22 protein-coding genes are annotated in these 16,550 nt (G+C 63.0%); 11 read left to right on the top strand and 11 right to left on the bottom strand.

The window, feature by feature from the left end:
• Positions 1-117: 117 nt before the first annotated feature.
• Together N826_RS36150 and N826_RS36145 are read right to left on the bottom strand one after the other, a co-directional pair.
• Positions 118-870 (bottom strand): anti-sigma factor family protein, encoded by a 753-nt coding sequence (locus N826_RS36150; RefSeq protein WP_052832703.1) that lies wholly within the window; start codon positions 868-870, stop codon positions 118-120.
• 3 nt (positions 871-873) lie between these two features.
• Positions 874-1,386, bottom strand: coding sequence for a sigma-70 family RNA polymerase sigma factor (locus N826_RS36145; protein WP_044437169.1), 513 nt, complete (start codon positions 1,384-1,386; stop codon positions 874-876).
• A gap of 146 nt (positions 1,387-1,532) precedes the next feature.
• Here N826_RS36145 and N826_RS36140 point away from each other — a divergent pair, with 146 nt between their 5' ends.
• The gene (locus N826_RS36140) at positions 1,533-1,859 is read left to right on the top strand and encodes a hypothetical protein (RefSeq protein ID WP_044437167.1); all 327 of its coding nucleotides are present in this window, start codon (positions 1,533-1,535) and stop codon (positions 1,857-1,859) included.
• A 175-nt stretch (positions 1,860-2,034) separates the two neighbouring features.
• Here the strand turns inward: N826_RS36140 and N826_RS36135 are convergent, their stop codons facing one another.
• The 3 genes from N826_RS36135 to N826_RS36125 form a co-directional block, all read right to left on the bottom strand.
• A complete protein-coding gene (locus N826_RS36135; protein ID WP_044437165.1) occupies positions 2,035-2,436 on the bottom strand; it encodes a YjiS-like domain-containing protein in 402 nt (133 codons plus the stop codon).
• Positions 2,437-2,546: 110 nt separating this feature from the next.
• A complete protein-coding gene (locus tag N826_RS36130; protein WP_044437163.1) occupies positions 2,547-2,771 on the bottom strand; it encodes a hypothetical protein in 225 nt (74 codons plus the stop codon).
• A gap of 96 nt (positions 2,772-2,867) precedes the next feature.
• Positions 2,868-3,119: a DUF1127 domain-containing protein gene (locus N826_RS36125; protein WP_044437162.1), complete on the bottom strand. Its 252-nt coding sequence runs from the start codon at positions 3,117-3,119 to the stop codon at positions 2,868-2,870.
• Positions 3,120-3,529: 410 nt separating this feature from the next.
• On the opposite strand from N826_RS36125, the gene N826_RS36120 reads away from it, so the two are divergent.
• From N826_RS36120 to N826_RS36105, 4 genes are all read left to right on the top strand, one after another.
• Entirely contained in the window at positions 3,530-4,066 is a 537-nt protein-coding gene (locus N826_RS36120) for a glycine cleavage system transcriptional repressor (protein ID WP_044437160.1), read from the top strand.
• 31 nt (positions 4,067-4,097) lie between these two features.
• A complete protein-coding gene (locus tag N826_RS36115) occupies positions 4,098-4,499 on the top strand; it encodes a DUF5872 domain-containing protein (protein WP_044437175.1) in 402 nt (133 codons plus the stop codon).
• Between the two features lie 156 nt (positions 4,500-4,655).
• Positions 4,656-5,534, top strand: a complete 879-nt coding sequence (gene phhA, locus N826_RS36110; protein ID WP_044437158.1) for a phenylalanine 4-monooxygenase — start codon at positions 4,656-4,658, stop codon at positions 5,532-5,534.
• A gap of 15 nt (positions 5,535-5,549) precedes the next feature.
• Positions 5,550-6,257 (top strand): SDR family NAD(P)-dependent oxidoreductase, encoded by a 708-nt coding sequence (locus N826_RS36105; protein WP_044437157.1) that lies wholly within the window; start codon positions 5,550-5,552, stop codon positions 6,255-6,257.
• On the opposite strand, the gene N826_RS36100 is transcribed toward N826_RS36105, so the two are convergent.
• Complete coding sequence (locus N826_RS36100) at positions 6,250-6,645, bottom strand: response regulator (RefSeq protein ID WP_063772370.1); 396 nt, start codon at positions 6,643-6,645, stop codon at positions 6,250-6,252. The genes N826_RS36105 and N826_RS36100 overlap by 8 nt on opposite strands.
• A gap of 160 nt (positions 6,646-6,805) precedes the next feature.
• Between N826_RS36100 and N826_RS36095 the strand changes: the two genes are divergently transcribed.
• Positions 6,806-7,132 (top strand): hypothetical protein, encoded by a 327-nt coding sequence (locus tag N826_RS36095; protein ID WP_044437156.1) that lies wholly within the window; start codon positions 6,806-6,808, stop codon positions 7,130-7,132.
• A 36-nt stretch (positions 7,133-7,168) separates the two neighbouring features.
• Here the strand turns inward: N826_RS36095 and N826_RS36090 are convergent, their stop codons facing one another.
• Complete coding sequence (locus N826_RS36090) at positions 7,169-8,404, bottom strand: ArgE/DapE family deacylase (RefSeq protein WP_044437155.1); 1,236 nt, start codon at positions 8,402-8,404, stop codon at positions 7,169-7,171.
• A 250-nt stretch (positions 8,405-8,654) separates the two neighbouring features.
• Here N826_RS36090 and N826_RS40985 point away from each other — a divergent pair, with 250 nt between their 5' ends.
• From N826_RS40985 to N826_RS36075, 3 genes are read left to right on the top strand one after another with little or no spacing between them, the layout of a single operon-like run.
• Positions 8,655-9,398: a CPBP family intramembrane glutamic endopeptidase gene (locus N826_RS40985; protein ID WP_084721489.1), complete on the top strand. Its 744-nt coding sequence runs from the start codon at positions 8,655-8,657 to the stop codon at positions 9,396-9,398.
• 50 nt (positions 9,399-9,448) lie between these two features.
• Positions 9,449-10,612 carry a carboxylate--amine ligase gene (locus N826_RS36080; RefSeq protein WP_044437154.1) on the top strand — a complete coding sequence of 388 codons (1,164 nt, stop codon included), beginning with the start codon at positions 9,449-9,451 and terminating at the stop codon, positions 10,610-10,612.
• Positions 10,609-11,391 carry a metallophosphoesterase family protein gene (locus tag N826_RS36075; RefSeq protein WP_044437153.1) on the top strand — a complete coding sequence of 261 codons (783 nt, stop codon included), beginning with the start codon at positions 10,609-10,611 and terminating at the stop codon, positions 11,389-11,391. The genes N826_RS36080 and N826_RS36075 overlap by 4 nt, the downstream gene beginning before the upstream one ends.
• A gap of 9 nt (positions 11,392-11,400) precedes the next feature.
• Here N826_RS36075 and N826_RS36070 read toward each other — a convergent pair whose 3' ends face one another.
• Entirely contained in the window at positions 11,401-12,606 is a 1,206-nt protein-coding gene (locus N826_RS36070) for a GNAT family N-acetyltransferase (RefSeq protein ID WP_044437152.1), read from the bottom strand.
• Positions 12,607-13,015: 409 nt separating this feature from the next.
• Here N826_RS36070 and N826_RS36065 point away from each other — a divergent pair, with 409 nt between their 5' ends.
• Positions 13,016-13,789 carry a ferredoxin--NADP reductase gene (locus tag N826_RS36065; RefSeq protein WP_044437150.1) on the top strand — a complete coding sequence of 258 codons (774 nt, stop codon included), beginning with the start codon at positions 13,016-13,018 and terminating at the stop codon, positions 13,787-13,789.
• A 39-nt stretch (positions 13,790-13,828) separates the two neighbouring features.
• Here N826_RS36065 and N826_RS36060 read toward each other — a convergent pair whose 3' ends face one another.
• The 3 genes from N826_RS36060 to N826_RS36050 are packed head-to-tail and all read right to left on the bottom strand — an operon-like array spanning position 13,829 to position 15,329.
• Complete coding sequence (locus N826_RS36060) at positions 13,829-14,584, bottom strand: SapC family protein (RefSeq protein WP_044437148.1); 756 nt, start codon at positions 14,582-14,584, stop codon at positions 13,829-13,831.
• Between the two features lie 19 nt (positions 14,585-14,603).
• The gene (locus tag N826_RS36055) at positions 14,604-14,843 is read right to left on the bottom strand and encodes a hypothetical protein (RefSeq protein ID WP_044437146.1); all 240 of its coding nucleotides are present in this window, start codon (positions 14,841-14,843) and stop codon (positions 14,604-14,606) included.
• Complete coding sequence (locus N826_RS36050) at positions 14,844-15,329, bottom strand: YchJ family protein (RefSeq protein WP_044437144.1); 486 nt, start codon at positions 15,327-15,329, stop codon at positions 14,844-14,846.
• Between the two features lie 142 nt (positions 15,330-15,471).
• Here N826_RS36050 and N826_RS36045 point away from each other — a divergent pair, with 142 nt between their 5' ends.
• A complete protein-coding gene (locus tag N826_RS36045) occupies positions 15,472-16,443 on the top strand; it encodes a phosphoribosylaminoimidazolesuccinocarboxamide synthase (RefSeq protein WP_244619714.1) in 972 nt (323 codons plus the stop codon).
• The last annotated feature ends 107 nt before the right edge of the window (positions 16,444-16,550 follow it).

The following is a 16,550-nucleotide window of genomic DNA, read 5'->3' as shown; positions in this document are numbered from 1 at the left end:
TCGTCGAAGGCCGCGCTGTCCACGGCCCGCCCGAAGGCGCCGGACCGGTTGGGGTACTGGTTGAACATGGTTGCTCCCTCAACTCCGTTATCGATAACAGGTTGGATGCGATGTTGATTACCGGCTGAGCCTGGAGGCCAGCGATAACAATTCCTTCTGATCGGCAGCGCCGCTCAGGACATAGGCGACCCAGCCGGACTGCCAGTACGCGACGTTGACGTCCCTGACCGCCTCGGCCTGGGGCGGTTGGATGTTGAAGCTGTCGGTCTCGACCGCGAACAGCGTCAGCAACTGCTCGTCCGGACCGTGGATCAGCATCTGCACGGCGTTTCCCCGCTCTGAAGGGACCGGATGCGAACCCGCCGGCGCGAAGGACGACGGAAGGTGCGGCAGCGGGATCGATGCACCGGCAGCGCCGGCCTGCACCAGGTTCAACGCCGCCGTCCCGTCGTGCCGCACTTCCACCAGGACGGTCCGATGGGCCGCCACCGCCTCGTCGGCGTAGACCGGCAGGATATGCGCCGCGGACGCCGGGTCGGCCCCCAGTCCGCCGAACATGGCATGGGCGAACCACCCCGCCCCGACCAGGATCGACGCCGCGATCGCCCGACGGTTCCGGTGCAGGGACGAGTGAAATGCCAGACGTCGTCCCAACCGTTCCGCTGGCAGTTCCAGCATGTGGTTCGACCGGGCAGCAGCCGCTTCCGTCAGGGCAAGCCGCAACTCGTCCCGCCGCCGCAGGTCGTCCATGATCTGGGCCGCCAGCACGGGATGCCTGGATAGGTGGTCCTCCACCGCGATGCGACGCTCGGCATCGAGCTGGTCATCCACATAGGCCATCAGGTCGAGTTCGGAAATCGGATCAGACATGGCTCACCTCACCAGACGCAGGTCTGGTCTCTGGGAAGAGTCCCGCTCAGTCCCCTGCTCCGTCCGCAAGGCTTCGCGCGCACGGGCAAGACGCGACATCACGGTCCCGACGGGCAGGTCCAGCATCTCGGCCGCGTCCTTGTAGCTGAAGGACTCCACGGCAATCAGCAGCATCACTTCCCGCTGTTCTTCCGGCAGTCTCATCAGGGACGCCATCGTCTCGTTGAAATGGACGCTCTGGAACTGACTGGCGGGTGTGCTGTCGCTCGATATCGACGTGATCTCCTGCGCCACCGACTTCTCCAGCACGCTGCGCCGGCGGCCGGAGAGATGGGTGTTGTGCATAATGCCGAACAGCCATTTCCGCAGGTCGCGCCTCGGGTCCCACGATCCGGCGCCCTCGATCGCACGCGCCAGGGTTTCCTGGACGAGATCGTCCGACTGGTCGGCATCGCGGGTCAGCGCCAGGGCGTAACGGCGAAGCGGCAGGATATGGTCTTTAAGGAGCGGGTGCATCTCTATCGTCTCGTTGCGCACATATTCGCGCGAGCCGGCGATTTAGTCCGAGCATCCGACGAAAAAAATTAAAAAAATTCCGCAGGTCGGAATCAGGTAGGATCTAAAGCTTTGAATCTGTCGCTACAGACACCAGATTGCCCCGGATGACACACATCGACGACCGCAGGCTCGACCGACGCTTCGAGCGCCTGGAGAAGCAGTTGCCTGTGAAAGCCGCGCGTGCGCTGCGCTGGCTCCGCGACCCCGGTTCCACTTGGATTCGAATCCCCACGGGCATCCTGCTGATAATCGGCGGTCTGCTAAGCTTCCTTCCGGTGCTGGGCATCTGGATGCTGCCATTGGGGCTTCTGCTGCTGGCTCAGGACGTGCCGTTCCTGAAACGGCCGACCAGCAGGGCGATGATCCGGCTGGAGCGCCGCTGGGTCGAATGGCGCCGCCGCCGCGCCCTGGCGAAAGCCTCCCGGCAATAACGTCCTCGTTCCGGACACGGCAAAGGGAGCGCGGACCGGCAGGTCGCACTCCCTTCCAAGGCAGGTGTTGGTCTTCCCGGCTTTTCGCCGCGTCAGCCCAGCAGCATGCCGATGTTCATCATGGCGAGGCCGAAGATGGCGCGCAGCAGCAGCGCCGTTTCAAGGGGCGAGGCCGTCATGCGGCGGCCTCGTTCTCGATGAAACGACGGCGCAGGAACTTAATGCGGCCATTGCGGTAGGCTTCGACATCGCCCCGGCTGACGCCGATATCAGCCAGTTCCTCGTCGCTCATCGCCAGCAGCTTGCCGGTCTCGTCATGCCGGACCAGCGCTTGGTCGCAGTGGTTGCGGGCAACATTGGCGATTCTGTCGCGCTCGATGCCGATGTCGCTCAGCGAGCGGTCGCTCAGCCGGTTCAGCTCTTCGCGGGTCTGGTAGAGGGCCCAGTACTGGCGCAGGTAGACCGGCAGCTTTTGGAGAGCGCTCAGCACCCGTGCGACCGGAGAGGCGGCCTTGTAACCGCTGAAGCCGGAGATGGTCGGCTGGATCGTTTCGTTCGTGTTCGTAAAGGCAGTCATCAGTTCGCTCCCAAAACTATGCGGGCAGCGCTCCACTCCCTGATTCGATCTTGGCGTGGTCTTGTGGACTCTTGGTCGCCGGAATTTTCCTTGGCAAAACGGCTGCCGATTTAGCGGCGGCTGCCGTTCCGTGCTGCCCAGGCGGTATTGCCGAGGGTGACGTCGATTTCCTGGCGCTCGCGCTCGCTCATGAACTCCAATTCGGCGCGGAGACGGCGGGTCTCGAGATGGCCCTCGATGCGGTGGCGCAGGTTGGCGAAGGTATTCTGGAAGTTCATGCCGAAAGCATGAAAGACGTGGTTAACAGTCGGGCTAATCGTGTTCATCTTCTGCATAGTGCCGTTCCTTCGTTTCGATGAGGACGGCGCTTCGCTCCCTATTGGAGGTTCTGGCTACTGGACATTCTGGTCGTGGCTTCGGCGGCGGAAGTCTCAGTGACTTCCGCTCAGCATGCCGAAGCCGCCCTGCGGGCTAGTCTGCGCGCCGCGACCGACGTTGCGGTTGGCGGGGACGGTCTGGGGATAGCTCGCCTCGGCCTGGCCGTAGGCGACGCGGACGATATCGCCGCGATACAGGCCCATGTCGCGCAGTTCCGCGTCGGACATGTTGGACAGTTCGTTGAAGGTCGAGCGGAACTCACGGTACTGGTTCCAGATCTGACCGATTTGCTTAAGGATGTTCATCGTGCTTTCTCCGACGTATGTGCCGCCGGCGGAATAAGAGGCTCCGCGTCAGCGAGGAAGTTGATGGTCACCGCGTTTCCGCGATGTCTGTTCCCCCCACTGGATGGCTCTTGGCCGGCCTCGTGATTAGAAAGGTAGGTGTCCCGTCGCCTCCCTGCCAACGCATATGCTGCATAGCAGCAATGAGACGGAGGAAGGCTCGGATTTCCCTTTATTAATGGGAAGTTAACCAGTTTTCCGTTCATGTTGCGGCGCGATAAACCGAAGTTTCCGGGAACAAGTTCAGGGCATCGCGGACGGGGTCCCATGCGCATTATTTGGGCACCGGCCGAGTTACCCGGTTTGACGGAAGCGCCGGTGCAAGTATAGGGTTTCGGCTGGTGAAGATCCTTTCGCACCTGGAGCCCCAAATGCCTGCCGCAGCACCATCCGTCGCCCTGGTTTCGATCCTCGCCGCCGACCGTGTCGGGCTCGTCTCGGCCATCGCCGGCCGCCTTTACGACCTCGGCATAAACCTGCGCGACACGACGTTCGCCGCAATGGGCCAGGGCGCCGAATTCTCCGCCGTCTGCGAGTTGCCGCCGGACCTCGATCTGGCTGAGCTTGAACGCGACCTCAGCGGCCTGCCGGAGCTGGAGGACGCACGTGTCGAGGTTTCGGACTACGAGTTCGAGGCTGCTCCCGGTCCGGAAACGCTGATCACGCACCGGATAGAAGTCAGCGGCGGCGACCAGCTCGGCCTGATCGCTAGGCTTGCCGAAGTCTTTCGGGAATACGGGGCGAACATCGTCCGGCTGGAGGCGCAGAAGACGACCGGCCCCAGTGGCGACCGCTACGTCACCCGCTTCGCCGTCTCCATTCCCCCTGCCCGCGCGGAAATTTGCCTGTCGGCAGTTGCCAACACCGCCGGCAGCCTCAGACTCGATTGCAATGTGGAGGAGGTCTGACGGGACCTCGGCAATAGGGGTTGGTTGAGTAATGGCAGGAACAGCGAGCAGAACGGATCCGAAGCTTTGGGAAACCGTCAAGGCGGAGGTGACCGCCGGGGAGAAGGGCGGTCACGCCGGCCAATGGTCGGCCCGCAAGGCCCAGTTCGCCGTGCAGGAATATAAGCGGCGCGGTGGCGGCTATGAGGGCGGCAAGAAGAAGGACAACAGCCTGAAGCAGTGGACGGACGAGGACTGGGGCACCAAGTCGGGCAAGAAGAGCACCGAGACGGGCGAGCGCTACCTACCCAAGGAAGCCCGTAAGTCGCTGTCCAAGCAAGAATACCAAAGGACGACGGCAAAGAAGCGCAAGGATACCGAAAAGGGAAAGCAGTTTTCCAGCCAGCCGGAGGATGTCGCCAAAAAGACGGCGAAGCATCGGGCGACGGGCTAATCGGGATGAGTCCGGGACGAATGGACAAATCTGTCTAAGTTGTCGCCGTCGGCCTCCTGCTATGACGTTTTCCTTGGCACTCTCCGCCGAACGAGACGACAAGGACCTTCCAAATCGGATTATGCTTGGTCAGTTCCGATGATTCGGGAGGAAACGATGGAAACGACCAGACACGGTGCTGCGGCCGGCGACGCGGGTCGCCCGGTCAGCGCCGATTGGACCATCGACCAGGAGTGGGACAGCTACACGCCGGAAGATCACGCTATCTGGAGGACCCTGTTCGAGCGCCAGAGCAAGCTTCTGCCCGGCCGGGCGTGCGGCGAGTTCGTCCAGGGTCTGCGCGACCTCACCATCGATGCCGGGCAGATCCCCGACTTCCGCCGCCTGAGCGACGACCTTGAGAAACTCACCGGCTGGCGGGTCGTGGCGGTGCCGGGCCTGGTTCCGGACGAGGTCTTCTTCGACCATCTCGCCAACCGGCGGTTCCCGGCAGGGCAGTTCATCCGCAGGGCGGAGCAGCTCGACTACATCGAGGAGCCTGATGTCTTCCACGATGTCTTCGGGCATGTGCCGATGCTCGCCCACCCCGTCTTTGCCGATTACATGGAAGCCTATGGTAAAGGGGGGCTGCGCGCGCAGGGGATGGGCGTGCTGGCCAACCTTGCCCACGTCTACTGGTACACGGTCGAGTTCGGCCTGATCAGCGGCGTGGAAGGGCTGCGGATCTACGGCTCGGGCATCGCGTCGTCGCGGACGGAAACGATCTTCGCCCTGGAAGACCCCTCTCCCAACCGGGTCCGGTTCGACCTGGAGCGCGTCATGCGGACGCTGTACCGGATCGACGATTTCCAGGAAACCTACTTCGTCATCGAGGGTTTCGACGACCTGCTGGCTTTGGCCGACATCGATTTCGGACCGATCTACCGGCGGGTGTCGGCGCTGCCGGATCTTGATCCTGGATCGATCGACCCGGCGGACATCGTCCTTCATCGCGGCACCGGCGCCTATCACAAGGCACGACGCAACGTCGCTTAACGCGGAGGTTTGGCAATGCTGGACTTTGGAAACCGGACGGTCGTCGTGACCGGCGCCGGCGGCAACCTGGGCTCCGCCGTGGCGCACGCCTTCGAAGCTCACGGCGCTAATCTGGCGCTGTTCGACCGGGACCGCGACATCCTGGGGGCGGCCTTCGGCGCAGAGGACGACAACCGCCTGCTGCTGCCTGTCGATCTGCTGGACCGCGAGCGCGTAAGGGCGGCCACGGATATCGTCATGGACCGCTTCGGCAGGATCGACGTGTTGTGCAATATCGCCGGCGGCTTCCACATGGGAGACCCGGTCCACGAGACGTCGGACCGAACGTGGGATTTCCTGATGGACGTCAACGCCAGGACGCTGATCCACGCGACGGGCGCCGTCGCCCCGCATATGCTGAAAGCCGGCCGGGGCCGGATCGTCAATGTCGGCGCCAATGCCGCTACGCGCGGCGTTGCGCGGATGGGGGCCTATTGCGCCGCCAAGAGCGCGGTGACCCGCCTTACCGAGGCGATGTCGGCCGAACTGCGCGAGCACGGCGTCAACGTGAACTGCGTCCTGCCCAGCATCATAGACACGCCGGAGAACCGTGCCGCCATGCCAAAGTCCGATCCCAGGCACTGGGTAGCGCCGGAGGATCTGGCGTCCGTCATCCTGTTTCTATCGTCCGACGCCGCACGCGCGGTTCACGGCGCAGCGATTCCGGTGACCGGTCTCAGTTGATCGGCTGCTTCGCCAGGATGTGGAGGTTGAGCAACGCCGTGATGTCGGCGTCGCGGAAAGGCTTGCTCAGCATGGGGCGATGACGGTGGGCGGCGGGAATTCCGTCGATGCCGTGGCCGGTGGTGAAGACGAACGGCAGGCCCTTGGCCGCAAGAGCGTCCGCAACGGCATCCACCCGCTCGCCCCTCAGATTGACGTCGAGCAGAGCGCCGGTGAATCCGCCCGCCTCGATCAATGCGAGCGCCTTCTCCACCGAGGCGGCCGGCCCGACCAGGGACGCACCCATGTCCTCGATGATGCTTTCCAGCACCATGGCAACCAAGGGCTCGTCCTCCACGACGAGGATGGTTGGGGTTTCGCTCAGCTCAAGGCTCCCTTCGATACGCAAGTCTCACGCTGATATTGGCTGACAGGGTCTGGATTGAAGACCTCCTGCGCGTCAAAAATAAGACCTGATACCGATTGGTGCCGATCGAGCCCCTTGGGCCAGGGTCCTGCTCCACAGGAGTCCTTGAAGACTTCAACCGTAGCGGGATAGGTTGCAACCGATGGGGCGCCGATGTGTTCGGCATCTCGAAGGTAGGGGGGAGGCGACAATCGCATCGCGCAAAGCTCAGGCGAGCGGATCGGCCAAATCGATAGCACAGGTCACCGGCGAAACCATCGAGCGCGACCGGCTGCGCGCCGAACTCGATCGGCTGCGTCAGGAGGTGTCCAGCCTTCAGGCACGCGTCGAAGAGGCGAACGACCAGCGCGTCGCCGATGCCGAACGTCATCAGTCGGAAGTGGACAGGCTTGAAGCCACGGTGAAGCGTCTCCGCGCCGAGTTGGCGGAGGCGCAACGGCCATGGCTGGCAAAGCTCCTGCGCCGATGATCCGGCGCAGGAAATACTTCAGGCGCTGAAGGTGGATCAGGCGCTCAGAAGATCGGCGAGCGTCAGCGCCACCACCTGGGTCGCTTTGCGCAGATCCTCCAGCACCAGCTTCTCGTCGGCCCGGTGCCCGTTGGCGTCCAGCAGAGAGTGCGGCCCGGCGCCGTAGAGGATGGTCGGAACGCCGGCGGCGCTGTACAGGCGCGCATCGGTGTAGAGCGGCACGCCGTTGGCCGGAACCTCCTCCCCCATGATCTCGCGACCGTAGCGCTGGATGACCTGCACCATCTTCTCGGAGCCGGCCAGCGGCGTCAGGGGACGCGCCAGCAGGATACGGCGGATGTTCACCCTGATGCCCGGCATCTCGGAACAGGCCTTCTCGATGAATCCGGACATGTCGCGCTCGACCTGTTCCGGATTCTCTTCGGGCACCATGCGGCGGTCGATGCGCAGCGTGACGACGTCGGGCACGACGTTGGTGTTGATGCCGCCGCTGATCAGTCCGACCACCAGCGACGGGTGATCGATGCCTTCGACCTTCGACTTGATCGTCTTGAACTCCGTATCGTTCAGGGCGTAGAGCGCGGTCAGCAGCTTGTTGGCGGCGCGCAACGCATCGACACCGGTATCCGGCCGGGCGGCATGGGCGGAGCGCCCTTCGATCCGCACTTCCAGATGCAGGCAGCCGTTGTGCGCGACGACGATGTTGTAGGAGAAGCCGGCACTGATCGCGAGGTCGGGCTTGCTGATCCCCTGCTCCAGCAGCCAGCCCGGTCCGATCTGACCACCGGCTTCCTCGTCGTAGGTCAGGTGAAGCTCGACCGTGCCGCTTAGCGGCAGGCCGCTCTCCTCAAGAGCCTTCAACGCGAAGGCATAGGTCGCGAAGTCCGACTTCGACACCGCGACGCCCCGGCCGTACATCACGCCGTTGCGGATCTCCGCGCCGTACGGATCGGACGACCAACCTTCGCCCGGCGGCACGACGTCGCCATGCGCGTTCAGCGCCACGACGGGACCGGGGCCGAACTTGCGGCGGATCACCAGGTTGGTCGCACTGATCATACCGTTGGCCTTGACCAGATCATCCGGAACATCGTGACGTTCGACCGTGAAGCCCAGCTTCTCGAGCAGTTCGGCAGAGCGGCGGGCATGGGGAGCACAATCGCCGGGAGGGTTGTCCGAGGGCACATTGACTAATTCCGCCAGGAACTCGACCTGGGTCGCATGCTGCTGGTCGACATAGGCGCGGATATTGTTCTGCTGGTCAGGTGTCATGGCGTCCCTCTTGGTTTCTGGAAGTTTCGGTTTCTGGTTTCTTCGACGGCTGGCATCTCCGGCGCGCTGCCGCGACGTTAGACGCGAGAAACAATTTTTTCAATGATTATATAATCTGAAAATTTGGTTTCAAGCATACCGGGAAGCCGCTGATATGACGATCCGCCTCCCGATCTGGTATCGATAGAGTGGCTGGTATCGGTATGAGGTCGCCCGGAACAAAGCCGAACAAGCAGCCGTTGGAGCGTTGATGACCGAAACTATTCCACTGACGCCGCAGACGGGGAAACCGGACAGTTCCGACGGTCCTGGAGCGCGCTTGCCGCTTCGTCTGGTAGACCTGATCCTGATCGTCGCCCTCGCGGTCGGCGCATTGATGGCATTCCGGTTGCTGATTAGCCCGCGCGAGGTCACGACGGCGACGGTGGTCGCCCTTCTGATCGGCCAGAACGCCGTCCTGCTGGCGATCGTCTGGCTCGTCGCGATGGTTTATCGCGGCACGACGCTGCGGCAGTTGGGCTTCATACCGGCATCGGCGTCCTGGTATCGCCGGGTCGTGCCCATCGCCATCTTCCTCCAGATCGTCGTCATCCTGACTAACGTGCTGATTTCGCTATGGATGGGGAAGCCCTTCGAGAATCCTCAGATCCCACTGATCATGCCGGACCCGAGCGACTGGGGAGCGATGGCCGGGATGTTCGTCGCGACCGTCATCGTCGCTCCGGTAGTGGAGGAACTGACCCTACGCAGCGTCCTCTATGGCTGGCTCCGGAAACATTCGGCTCCAATCGTCGCCGCCGGCATCAGCGCCGCCGCCTTCGCGGCACTTCATGGCAGTCTAGTACTGCTGCCGGGAACATTCCTGGTCGGGCTGACGCTGGCGTGGACTTATGAACGTAGCGGATCGATCCTGCCGGGAATGCTGGTGCATGGATGCTTCAACGCCATCTCGACGCTTCTCGTGTTCGGGGTCGCGATAGCGCAGCCGGCCTGAAGCTTTTCCTGGATCATCCTCGAACGCAAAGAACATATGGCCCGGATCGAATGAGCAAAAAACCCAGCAAGCCAGTCCTTGCCTGTGTCATGGGCGACATGAACATGGTGCGGGCGCTGGGCATGGGCGGCATCGGATGCGCCGTGGTCACCCAGCCGGGCGATCCGGTCCTGCATTCCCGCTACACGACGCAGGCGATGTTCTGGGAGGATTTCGAGAACGGCGGCGAGCCGCTGATCGATATGCTGATGCGGTTCGCCGCGACGCAGCCCGAGCCGCCGGTCCTCTATTATCAGCAGGATGCCCAGTTGCTGATGGTTTCCCGCCAGCGGGAGCGGCTGTCTAGAGCGTTCCGGTTCGTCGTGCCCGAAGCGACCCTTGTGGAAGACCTCGTCGACAAGGCGCGCTTCCAGATACTGGCGGAACGCCTGGACCTGCCGGTGCCGCGGACCCGCCGGATCGATCTTGCGACGGGAACGCCTCCGGCGTCGCCGCCGGACCTCGATCTCCGCTTCCCGATCGTGATCAAGCCGCTTACCCGCTTCATCGCCTGGGTCAATGTCGGCGGCGAGGGTAAGGCGGTGGAGGTCCAGGACAGGGAGGCTCTCTTTAGGATCTGGCCCCATCTTGTCGCCGGACGCATGGACCTGCTGGCGCAGGAGATGGTCCCCGGCCCGGAAACGAAGATCGAAAGCTACCATTGCTACGTCGATCCGCACGGCACCGTGATCGGCGAATATAGTGGGCGCAAGATCCGCACCTATCCCCGCGATCTGGGTCACAGCACGGCGCTGACGATCACCGATGCGCCGGATGTCATCGAGTTGGGGCGGGAGCTGGTCGCCAAGCTCAACTTCAGCGGCGTCGCGAAGTTCGACTTCAAGCGCGCCCCCGACGGCAGCCTTCATCTGCTTGAAGTCAATCCCCGCTACAACCTTTGGCACTATGTCGGCGCCGTCGCCGGGGTGAACCTGCCGGCGCTGGTCCATGGCGACCTGACCGGCTTGCCAAGACCGGACCCGGTCAAGGCGAGAGCCGGCGCATCCTGGTGCAACATCACTCGCGACCGTCAGGCAGCCCGGGAATACGGCATGCCGATGTCCCGCTGGTGGCCGTGGATGATCCGGTGCGAGGCCAAGTCGATCGCCTGGGACGACCCCATGCCCTTCCTGCGCAACACGCTGGCGCGCGTCCTGCCGGCACGCGCCCGATGATAGCCGTCATCTCGGACATCCACGCCAATCTGGAAGCGCTGGAGGCGGTGCTTGCGGAAATCCGCCGGGAGCGGATTGGCACCATCGTCTGCCTGGGCGACATCGTCGGATACAATGCCGATCCGTCCGAATGCATCAGAAGGCTGCGCAACGCGGAAGCCCTCTGCATCGCAGGCAACCACGACCGCGCCGTCACCGGCCAGATCACCACGGAAGGCTTCAATCCGCTGGCGGCGCGCGCCGTGGATTGGACACGTGACCGCCTGACACCGGACGAGCTGAATTGGCTGGCGGCGCTGCCGTTGAAGACGGTGATCGACGATAGGCTGGTTGCCGTCCACGGGGCCCTTCACCCGGATATGGGGTGCGAGCTGGTCAGGCTGAACACGGATGAGAAGCGGCTGCTGAGCTTCCAGGCCCTTGCCGCCCATCCCTCGGGTGTCCGGATCTGCGCCTTCGGCCATACCCATCGGATCGGCGTCTACGAGATGCGCGACGGCGCAGTGACCGCGCATGAAGACCGGACGGTCCGGCTCCGGGACGATTCGTTCTACCTCGTCAATCCCGGTACGGTCGGTCAGCCCCGGACATCGGACCGGCGTCCCAGCTATCTGGTGCTCGACCCCGATGCCGGGACGATCGGCCTGCGCCACGTCCGCTACGATGCGTCCAAGGCACTGACGAAGACGCGCAAGGCCGGGCTGGCTCCCCGCTTCTCGCGCCTGCCCGAGCCGATAAGGACGCCGCTGCGGCGCGTCTACAAGGCAATCGTCGGATGAGGGCCGGCGCTAGGGCGTCGGCCGCTGCTCCAGGCCCTTCATCCGCCGCCGCCAACGCCTGAGAGCCAGTTCGATCCGGTGCAGCTTGTCCTCCAGGCGGCTGGACAACTGGTCGGGCGACAGGGTGATCCAGTTCATTGATGTCTGGGCGTTCGACAGATGGGACTTGTGCCCTGCCCCGCCCGCCATGAAATCGTAACACTCCTCGCCGCGCGCAAGAGCGTCCTCTATCGCAAGGACGTGGCTGACCAGCCCCGGTTTGATGCGGTTGTCGTCCTCGTAGGCGAAGCCGCTCTGATAATTCAAGACGCGACCGCGCCAGACGAAGTTGTAGAGATAACCGAAATCCTGTCCTCCAGCCGAAAGACGGCAGAGACGTACGACACCGGCATTCATGCCACGGCGGATCAGGTCACGGTGCAACGGGCCGAAGGCGGGGTTGGCAAAGGAACCGGCCTTCCCTCTAGCCTCCCACACGGCCCGGTGCAGGCGTTCCAGCCCGTCGAAGAATTCCAGTGCCTGATCAACATCTCCGGCGACGCGGTAGTCGATAACGCCCCGCGCCTCATAGAGCCGGACCGCTCGACTGACGGCGGCGCGCGTGCTGCGGCCAAGGCCAGAGCGATAGGTACCGCCGCTCCGGCGGACAAGTTCCAGATCGACCAGCCGCGCCGCGTCGGCCCTGCGCACCTGAAGCCTATGGCCAAGCGAGGATGCGACACCGTGCGCCAGCACTTCCTCCCGCGCGCCCAGTCCGGCCAGGACCAGTGCGGCGCATCCCGGCAGCTTGCGTGCCATCCACAGCAGGCTCTCCGCGATGGTCTGGTCGGCGCAGGAACGGTCCACGAGGATGCCGTTGTACTCGATGGTGAGTCCGTCGAACACCGGGTCTCCCGTTTCGTGGAGCAGCCAGGACGGCATCGGCAGGATGCCGTAGCGCCTGATCACACGGCGGCACAGGATAGCCAGACCGACGATCCGGTCGTTCCGCCGGACCACCATCGCATGGGCATTTGCGCCCGTCGGTAGATGCTTCAGCCAGGGACCGATCCAGTGCCATGACAGAAAGAACGATCCATCCGCCCTGGTTTCCAGATCTTTCCAGGCAACTTCGAGCCAGGCGTTGTCCTGGTTGATCGAACCGTCGATAGGCAGAAGTTCGACCGCGACAGGCGCATCTTCCATCGCCTCACCGTAATCGCGGACGAGCATCATGCCGTCACTCACAGTTCAGGCCCCTTCGGATAAATTAATTTCAATGGAATGCCCTCGAAACAAGCAATTGAACTAAAGACTTTTGGACAGCCATTCCTGGTGTCGTAACATCTTGCGTCCCCTATAGAGCTATTTCTGTATTTGGAACAACTGATTGCTATAAGGAAGACCGCGCGCATCGGATTTACGCCCGATGTGGGCGACGTTTCCGATAGTATCGGCGCCTGTCATATCGAGACAAAAAAGCTGGACTGGACTGATTCTACGGTGGTAGCGTGATAATTACATATCAGCCATGTCATTCACCGGCCGCCTGCGTCAGGGGGTCGCGGTAATTTTTGTTGTGCGCTTCGCTGTCATTGTACATATATGTGGGCTGTTCGACCCGGTGACAGCCAGATAAGACGCAATGTCCAACATCCTGAGAGAGACGGTTCTCGAAGTCCATCACTGGACCGAAAACCTGTTCACCCTGAAGACGACCCGCGACCCCGGTTTCCGCTTCGACAGCGGCGAGTTCGCCATGATGGGCCTGGAAGTGGACGGTCGTCCGCTGCTGCGCGCCTATAGCGTGGTCAGCGCTCCCTACGACGAGCAACTGGAATTCCTGTCGATCAAGGTGCCCAACGGCCCCCTGACCAGCCGGCTCCAACACGTCAAGCCGGGCGACACGATCCTCGTCAACCGCAAGGCGACCGGGACCCTCCTTCTCCACAACCTGGAACCGGGCAAGAACCTGTGGCTGCTGTCCACCGGTACGGGCTTGGCGCCGTTCCTCTCGATCATCAAGGACCCGACCGTCTACGAACGGTTCGATCGCGTCATCCTGACCCATACCGTTCGCAACAAGAACGAACTGGTGTGCGGGGAAAAGGCGCTGGAGGACTTGAAGGCGAACGAGTACATCGGCGAGTTGGCGGCGGAAAAGCTTCTCTATTACCCGACCGTCACGCGAGAGCCATTCCCGAACGAGGGCCGCATCACTGACCTGATCCGGTCCGGCAAGGTGTTCACCGATCTGGGGCTGGAGCCGCTCAACACGGCTGACGACCGCGTCATGATCTGCGGCAATCCCCATATGACGGCCGAACTGACCAAGTATATGGAAGACCAGGGTTTCGAGATGGGCGCCAACAACAAGCCCGGCACCTTCGTGATCGAAAAGGCTTTCGCCCAGCGCTGAGCGGTTACCCGCTCAGCGCTCCCTGCCCTTCGGACTTGTTTACTGACGGGACGTGAGCGCCACGAGGCGCTCCCAGTTCAGCACGGACGCGATATGGAGGTGGATCAGGCCGATCCACCCCTTTCGCCGGAATTCCAGATAAACGTCATCGGGCAGTTCGGCGAACTTCTTGGCGCTGACTGTCAGGAACCCATTGAGGTTCAGTGTCTCGCCGGACGCCAGCTTGATCTCCGCCTGGTTCTGTTCGAGCAGGTCGTGCTTCTTCAGCGCGGCCGTGAACTCGACCGTGGCGACGATCTGGTTCTGATAGGCCCGGCAGAACTCGATGGCGTTCTTGCCGGCCTCGGACAACTCGCCGTCGGCAGCGAACATCGCGTCGCCTTTGGCGCCCTCTGCCGCTCCGTCGATGCAGACGGTGAATTCTCCAGCGGTCTCCATTTCCATCAGGATCAGCGGGTAGCGCCGGACATAGGCGGGAATGTAGGTGTCGGCGGCCCAGGTCCAGGCGCCGTCGCGCTGCCGCAAGAATAGGTTCTGGTTATCGCGCAGACCCAGCAGGGCCACCGGAGTCGGAACGTCGCCCAGCGTGAAGACGATGGGGTAGCTGTGTCCCGCGTGAGCGAATTCCTCGATCAGCACGGGCAGATTGTTGGCAGTCGCCGCGAACCCGATATCGGCAGGCTCCAGCAACCGGGCCGCCGCGTGGCGGACGCGGTCGAGCGGCTGAGGTTGCCGATAGAACAGGGGCAGGCTCGTTGTCTTGACGGCATCGGAGGCGGCGGTTTGATCGGTCACGTGGGATTGCTCCGTCTGGTCAGGCTTCCAGGACGACTTCGACTTCCGACATGTCGCTGAGCCGCCCGGCCAGGAGCGGCGTGCAGCTTATCTCGAGAATACCGAAAGCCGCTGAAGGGAGAACCCGGTCGAGTTCTCCCATAAGGCCATTGGCTGCCAGAAACTTCTTAAGAATCTCCACATTGACGTCACGCTCGGGTCGCCCCCGTGACTGCGCGGGGGTCTGCTTGACGAAGTGTACCTTGTACCGCTGGAACATCTAGGCCGCCGCACCGTGGCACTTCTTGTACTTCTTGCCGCTGCCGCAGGGGCACGGATCGTTACGGCCGATCTTGGGTGCGGTACGAGGACGCACCCCCATGATGCCGTCGACATAGTACCACTCGCCCTCCTGCCGGGCGAACCGGCCGGTCTCATGGTGCATGTGCTTCTTGCCGTCCATGTTGAAGTGGGCGACGAACTCGACGAAGCCCTCGTCATCGCCGTCGCGCCCGCCGGAGGTCGAACGGACCTCCAGGCCCGTCCACTCGCTGCTCTTCGCCCAGGTCTCGGTTTCGTCGCGGTTGAAATCGCCGCGTGTCTCCGGCAGCAGCGTCCGCTCCAGGTGGTCGACATTGGCCGTGACGAAGGCCGAGTACCGCGAGCGCATCAGCGCTTCCGGCGTCGGGGCCTTGGCGGCCCCCTCAAGATAAGGACCGCAGCATTGATCGAGGGTGCGGCCGGAACCACAGGGGCAGTTGCTCATAGGTCAGTCTCCCAATTTTGGGACAGGTCTAGCCGAACCGGCGGTGCAACGCCACGGGCAACAGGTCTGCAAACGGCACGCTAGGATGGGGGGCTGGTGTCGGGCTATCATGGCGGTGTCATTTTCCCGATCGGGGCCTGTGGTGGATAAGAAGATTTCTCAAGCGCATCTCGGCAACGTGCTGCGCGACGCGACGATACCGGAACTGCCCAATCATTACCGGGGCAAGGTGCGGGACAACTACGACCTGCCCGACGGGCGGCGAATCATCATCGCGACCGACCGCCTGAGCGCGTTCGACCGCATCCTGACCGCCGTGCCGTTCAAAGGGGAAGCGCTGACCCAGATCGCCCGCTTCTGGTTCGAGAAGACGGCCGACATCTGCCCGAACCACGTGATCGACTATCCCGATCCCAACGTTGTCGTCTGCCGCCGGCTGAACATCATGCCGGTCGAGATCGTCGTGCGCGACTACCTGACCGGCACCACCAGCACCTCGATCTGGTCGATGTACAAGAAGGGCGAACGGACTGTCTACGGCGTCACCCTGCCTGACGGCATGCACGAGCACCAGAAGCTGCCGCACACGATCATCACGCCGACAACCAAGGCCTTCGACGGCGGTCATGACGAGCCGTTGACTCCCGATGAGATCACCGAGCGCGGGCTGCTGACTCAGGAGCAGTGGGACACGGTTTCCCGTCTGGCGCTTGGCCTGTTCGAGCGCGGCCGGCAGATCGCGGCGGAGCACGGACTGATCCTGGTCGATACCAAATACGAGTTCGGCTTCGACGAAGCCGGCAACATCATCCTGGCCGACGAGATCCACACGCCGGACAGCAGCCGCTACTGGTTCGCCGGAAGCTACGACAGCAAGGTCGCAACCGGCGAGCGGCCCGAAAGCTTCGACAAGGACTTCGTCCGGACCTGGGTCACCGCGCGCTGCGATCCCTATAAGGACGACATTCCCGAGATCCCCGGCGATGTCGTGCTCGACGCGGCCGCCCTCTATATCGACGTCTTCGAGATCATCACCGGCCGGAAATTCGAGATTCCCGACCAGCCGGCGCCGGTTCTCGATCGAATCCGCGCCAACCTCCAGCGCTATTTCTGACCGGTCCGGCCTCGTTCGGCCGGCCCGTACCATCCGCCCGTTACCACCGAGTTCAAAGCTTGGGTTCTTCGTTCTTTTGTGTGCACGTCTCATGGTTGAGTGAATGT

It is taken from the genome of Skermanella aerolata KACC 11604 (genome assembly GCF_000936425.1).
GTDB lineage: Bacteria > Pseudomonadota > Alphaproteobacteria > Azospirillales > Azospirillaceae > Skermanella > Skermanella aerolata.
This window is presented reverse-complemented; position numbering and strand designations above follow the sequence as displayed.

What these genes read in the sequence shown, in the direction of transcription:
- N826_RS36150 (WP_052832703.1), bottom strand. Translation starts at nt 870, where the DNA reads ATGTCTGATCCGATTTCCGAACTCGACCTGATGGCCTATGTGGATGAC.
- N826_RS36145 (WP_044437169.1), bottom strand. Translation starts at nt 1,386, where the DNA reads ATGCACCCGCTCCTTAAAGACCATATCCTGCCGCTTCGCCGTTACGCC.
- N826_RS36140 (WP_044437167.1), top strand. Translation starts at nt 1,533, where the DNA reads ATGACACACATCGACGACCGCAGGCTCGACCGACGCTTCGAGCGCCTG.
- N826_RS36135 (WP_044437165.1), bottom strand. Translation starts at nt 2,436, where the DNA reads ATGACTGCCTTTACGAACACGAACGAAACGATCCAGCCGACCATCTCC.
- N826_RS36130 (WP_044437163.1), bottom strand. Translation starts at nt 2,771, where the DNA reads ATGCAGAAGATGAACACGATTAGCCCGACTGTTAACCACGTCTTTCAT.
- N826_RS36125 (WP_044437162.1), bottom strand. Translation starts at nt 3,119, where the DNA reads ATGAACATCCTTAAGCAAATCGGTCAGATCTGGAACCAGTACCGTGAG.
- N826_RS36120 (WP_044437160.1), top strand. Translation starts at nt 3,530, where the DNA reads ATGCCTGCCGCAGCACCATCCGTCGCCCTGGTTTCGATCCTCGCCGCC.
- N826_RS36115 (WP_044437175.1), top strand. Translation starts at nt 4,098, where the DNA reads ATGGCAGGAACAGCGAGCAGAACGGATCCGAAGCTTTGGGAAACCGTC.
- phhA (WP_044437158.1), top strand. Translation starts at nt 4,656, where the DNA reads ATGGAAACGACCAGACACGGTGCTGCGGCCGGCGACGCGGGTCGCCCG.
- N826_RS36105 (WP_044437157.1), top strand. Translation starts at nt 5,550, where the DNA reads ATGCTGGACTTTGGAAACCGGACGGTCGTCGTGACCGGCGCCGGCGGC.
- N826_RS36095 (WP_044437156.1), top strand. Translation starts at nt 6,806, where the DNA reads ATGGGGCGCCGATGTGTTCGGCATCTCGAAGGTAGGGGGGAGGCGACA.
- N826_RS36090 (WP_044437155.1), bottom strand. Translation starts at nt 8,404, where the DNA reads ATGACACCTGACCAGCAGAACAATATCCGCGCCTATGTCGACCAGCAG.
- N826_RS40985 (WP_084721489.1), top strand. Translation starts at nt 8,655, where the DNA reads ATGACCGAAACTATTCCACTGACGCCGCAGACGGGGAAACCGGACAGT.
- N826_RS36080 (WP_044437154.1), top strand. Translation starts at nt 9,449, where the DNA reads ATGAGCAAAAAACCCAGCAAGCCAGTCCTTGCCTGTGTCATGGGCGAC.
- N826_RS36075 (WP_044437153.1), top strand. Translation starts at nt 10,609, where the DNA reads ATGATAGCCGTCATCTCGGACATCCACGCCAATCTGGAAGCGCTGGAG.
- N826_RS36070 (WP_044437152.1), bottom strand. Translation starts at nt 12,606, where the DNA reads ATGATGCTCGTCCGCGATTACGGTGAGGCGATGGAAGATGCGCCTGTC.
- N826_RS36065 (WP_044437150.1), top strand. Translation starts at nt 13,016, where the DNA reads ATGTCCAACATCCTGAGAGAGACGGTTCTCGAAGTCCATCACTGGACC.
- N826_RS36055 (WP_044437146.1), bottom strand. Translation starts at nt 14,843, where the DNA reads ATGTTCCAGCGGTACAAGGTACACTTCGTCAAGCAGACCCCCGCGCAG.
- N826_RS36050 (WP_044437144.1), bottom strand. Translation starts at nt 15,329, where the DNA reads ATGAGCAACTGCCCCTGTGGTTCCGGCCGCACCCTCGATCAATGCTGC.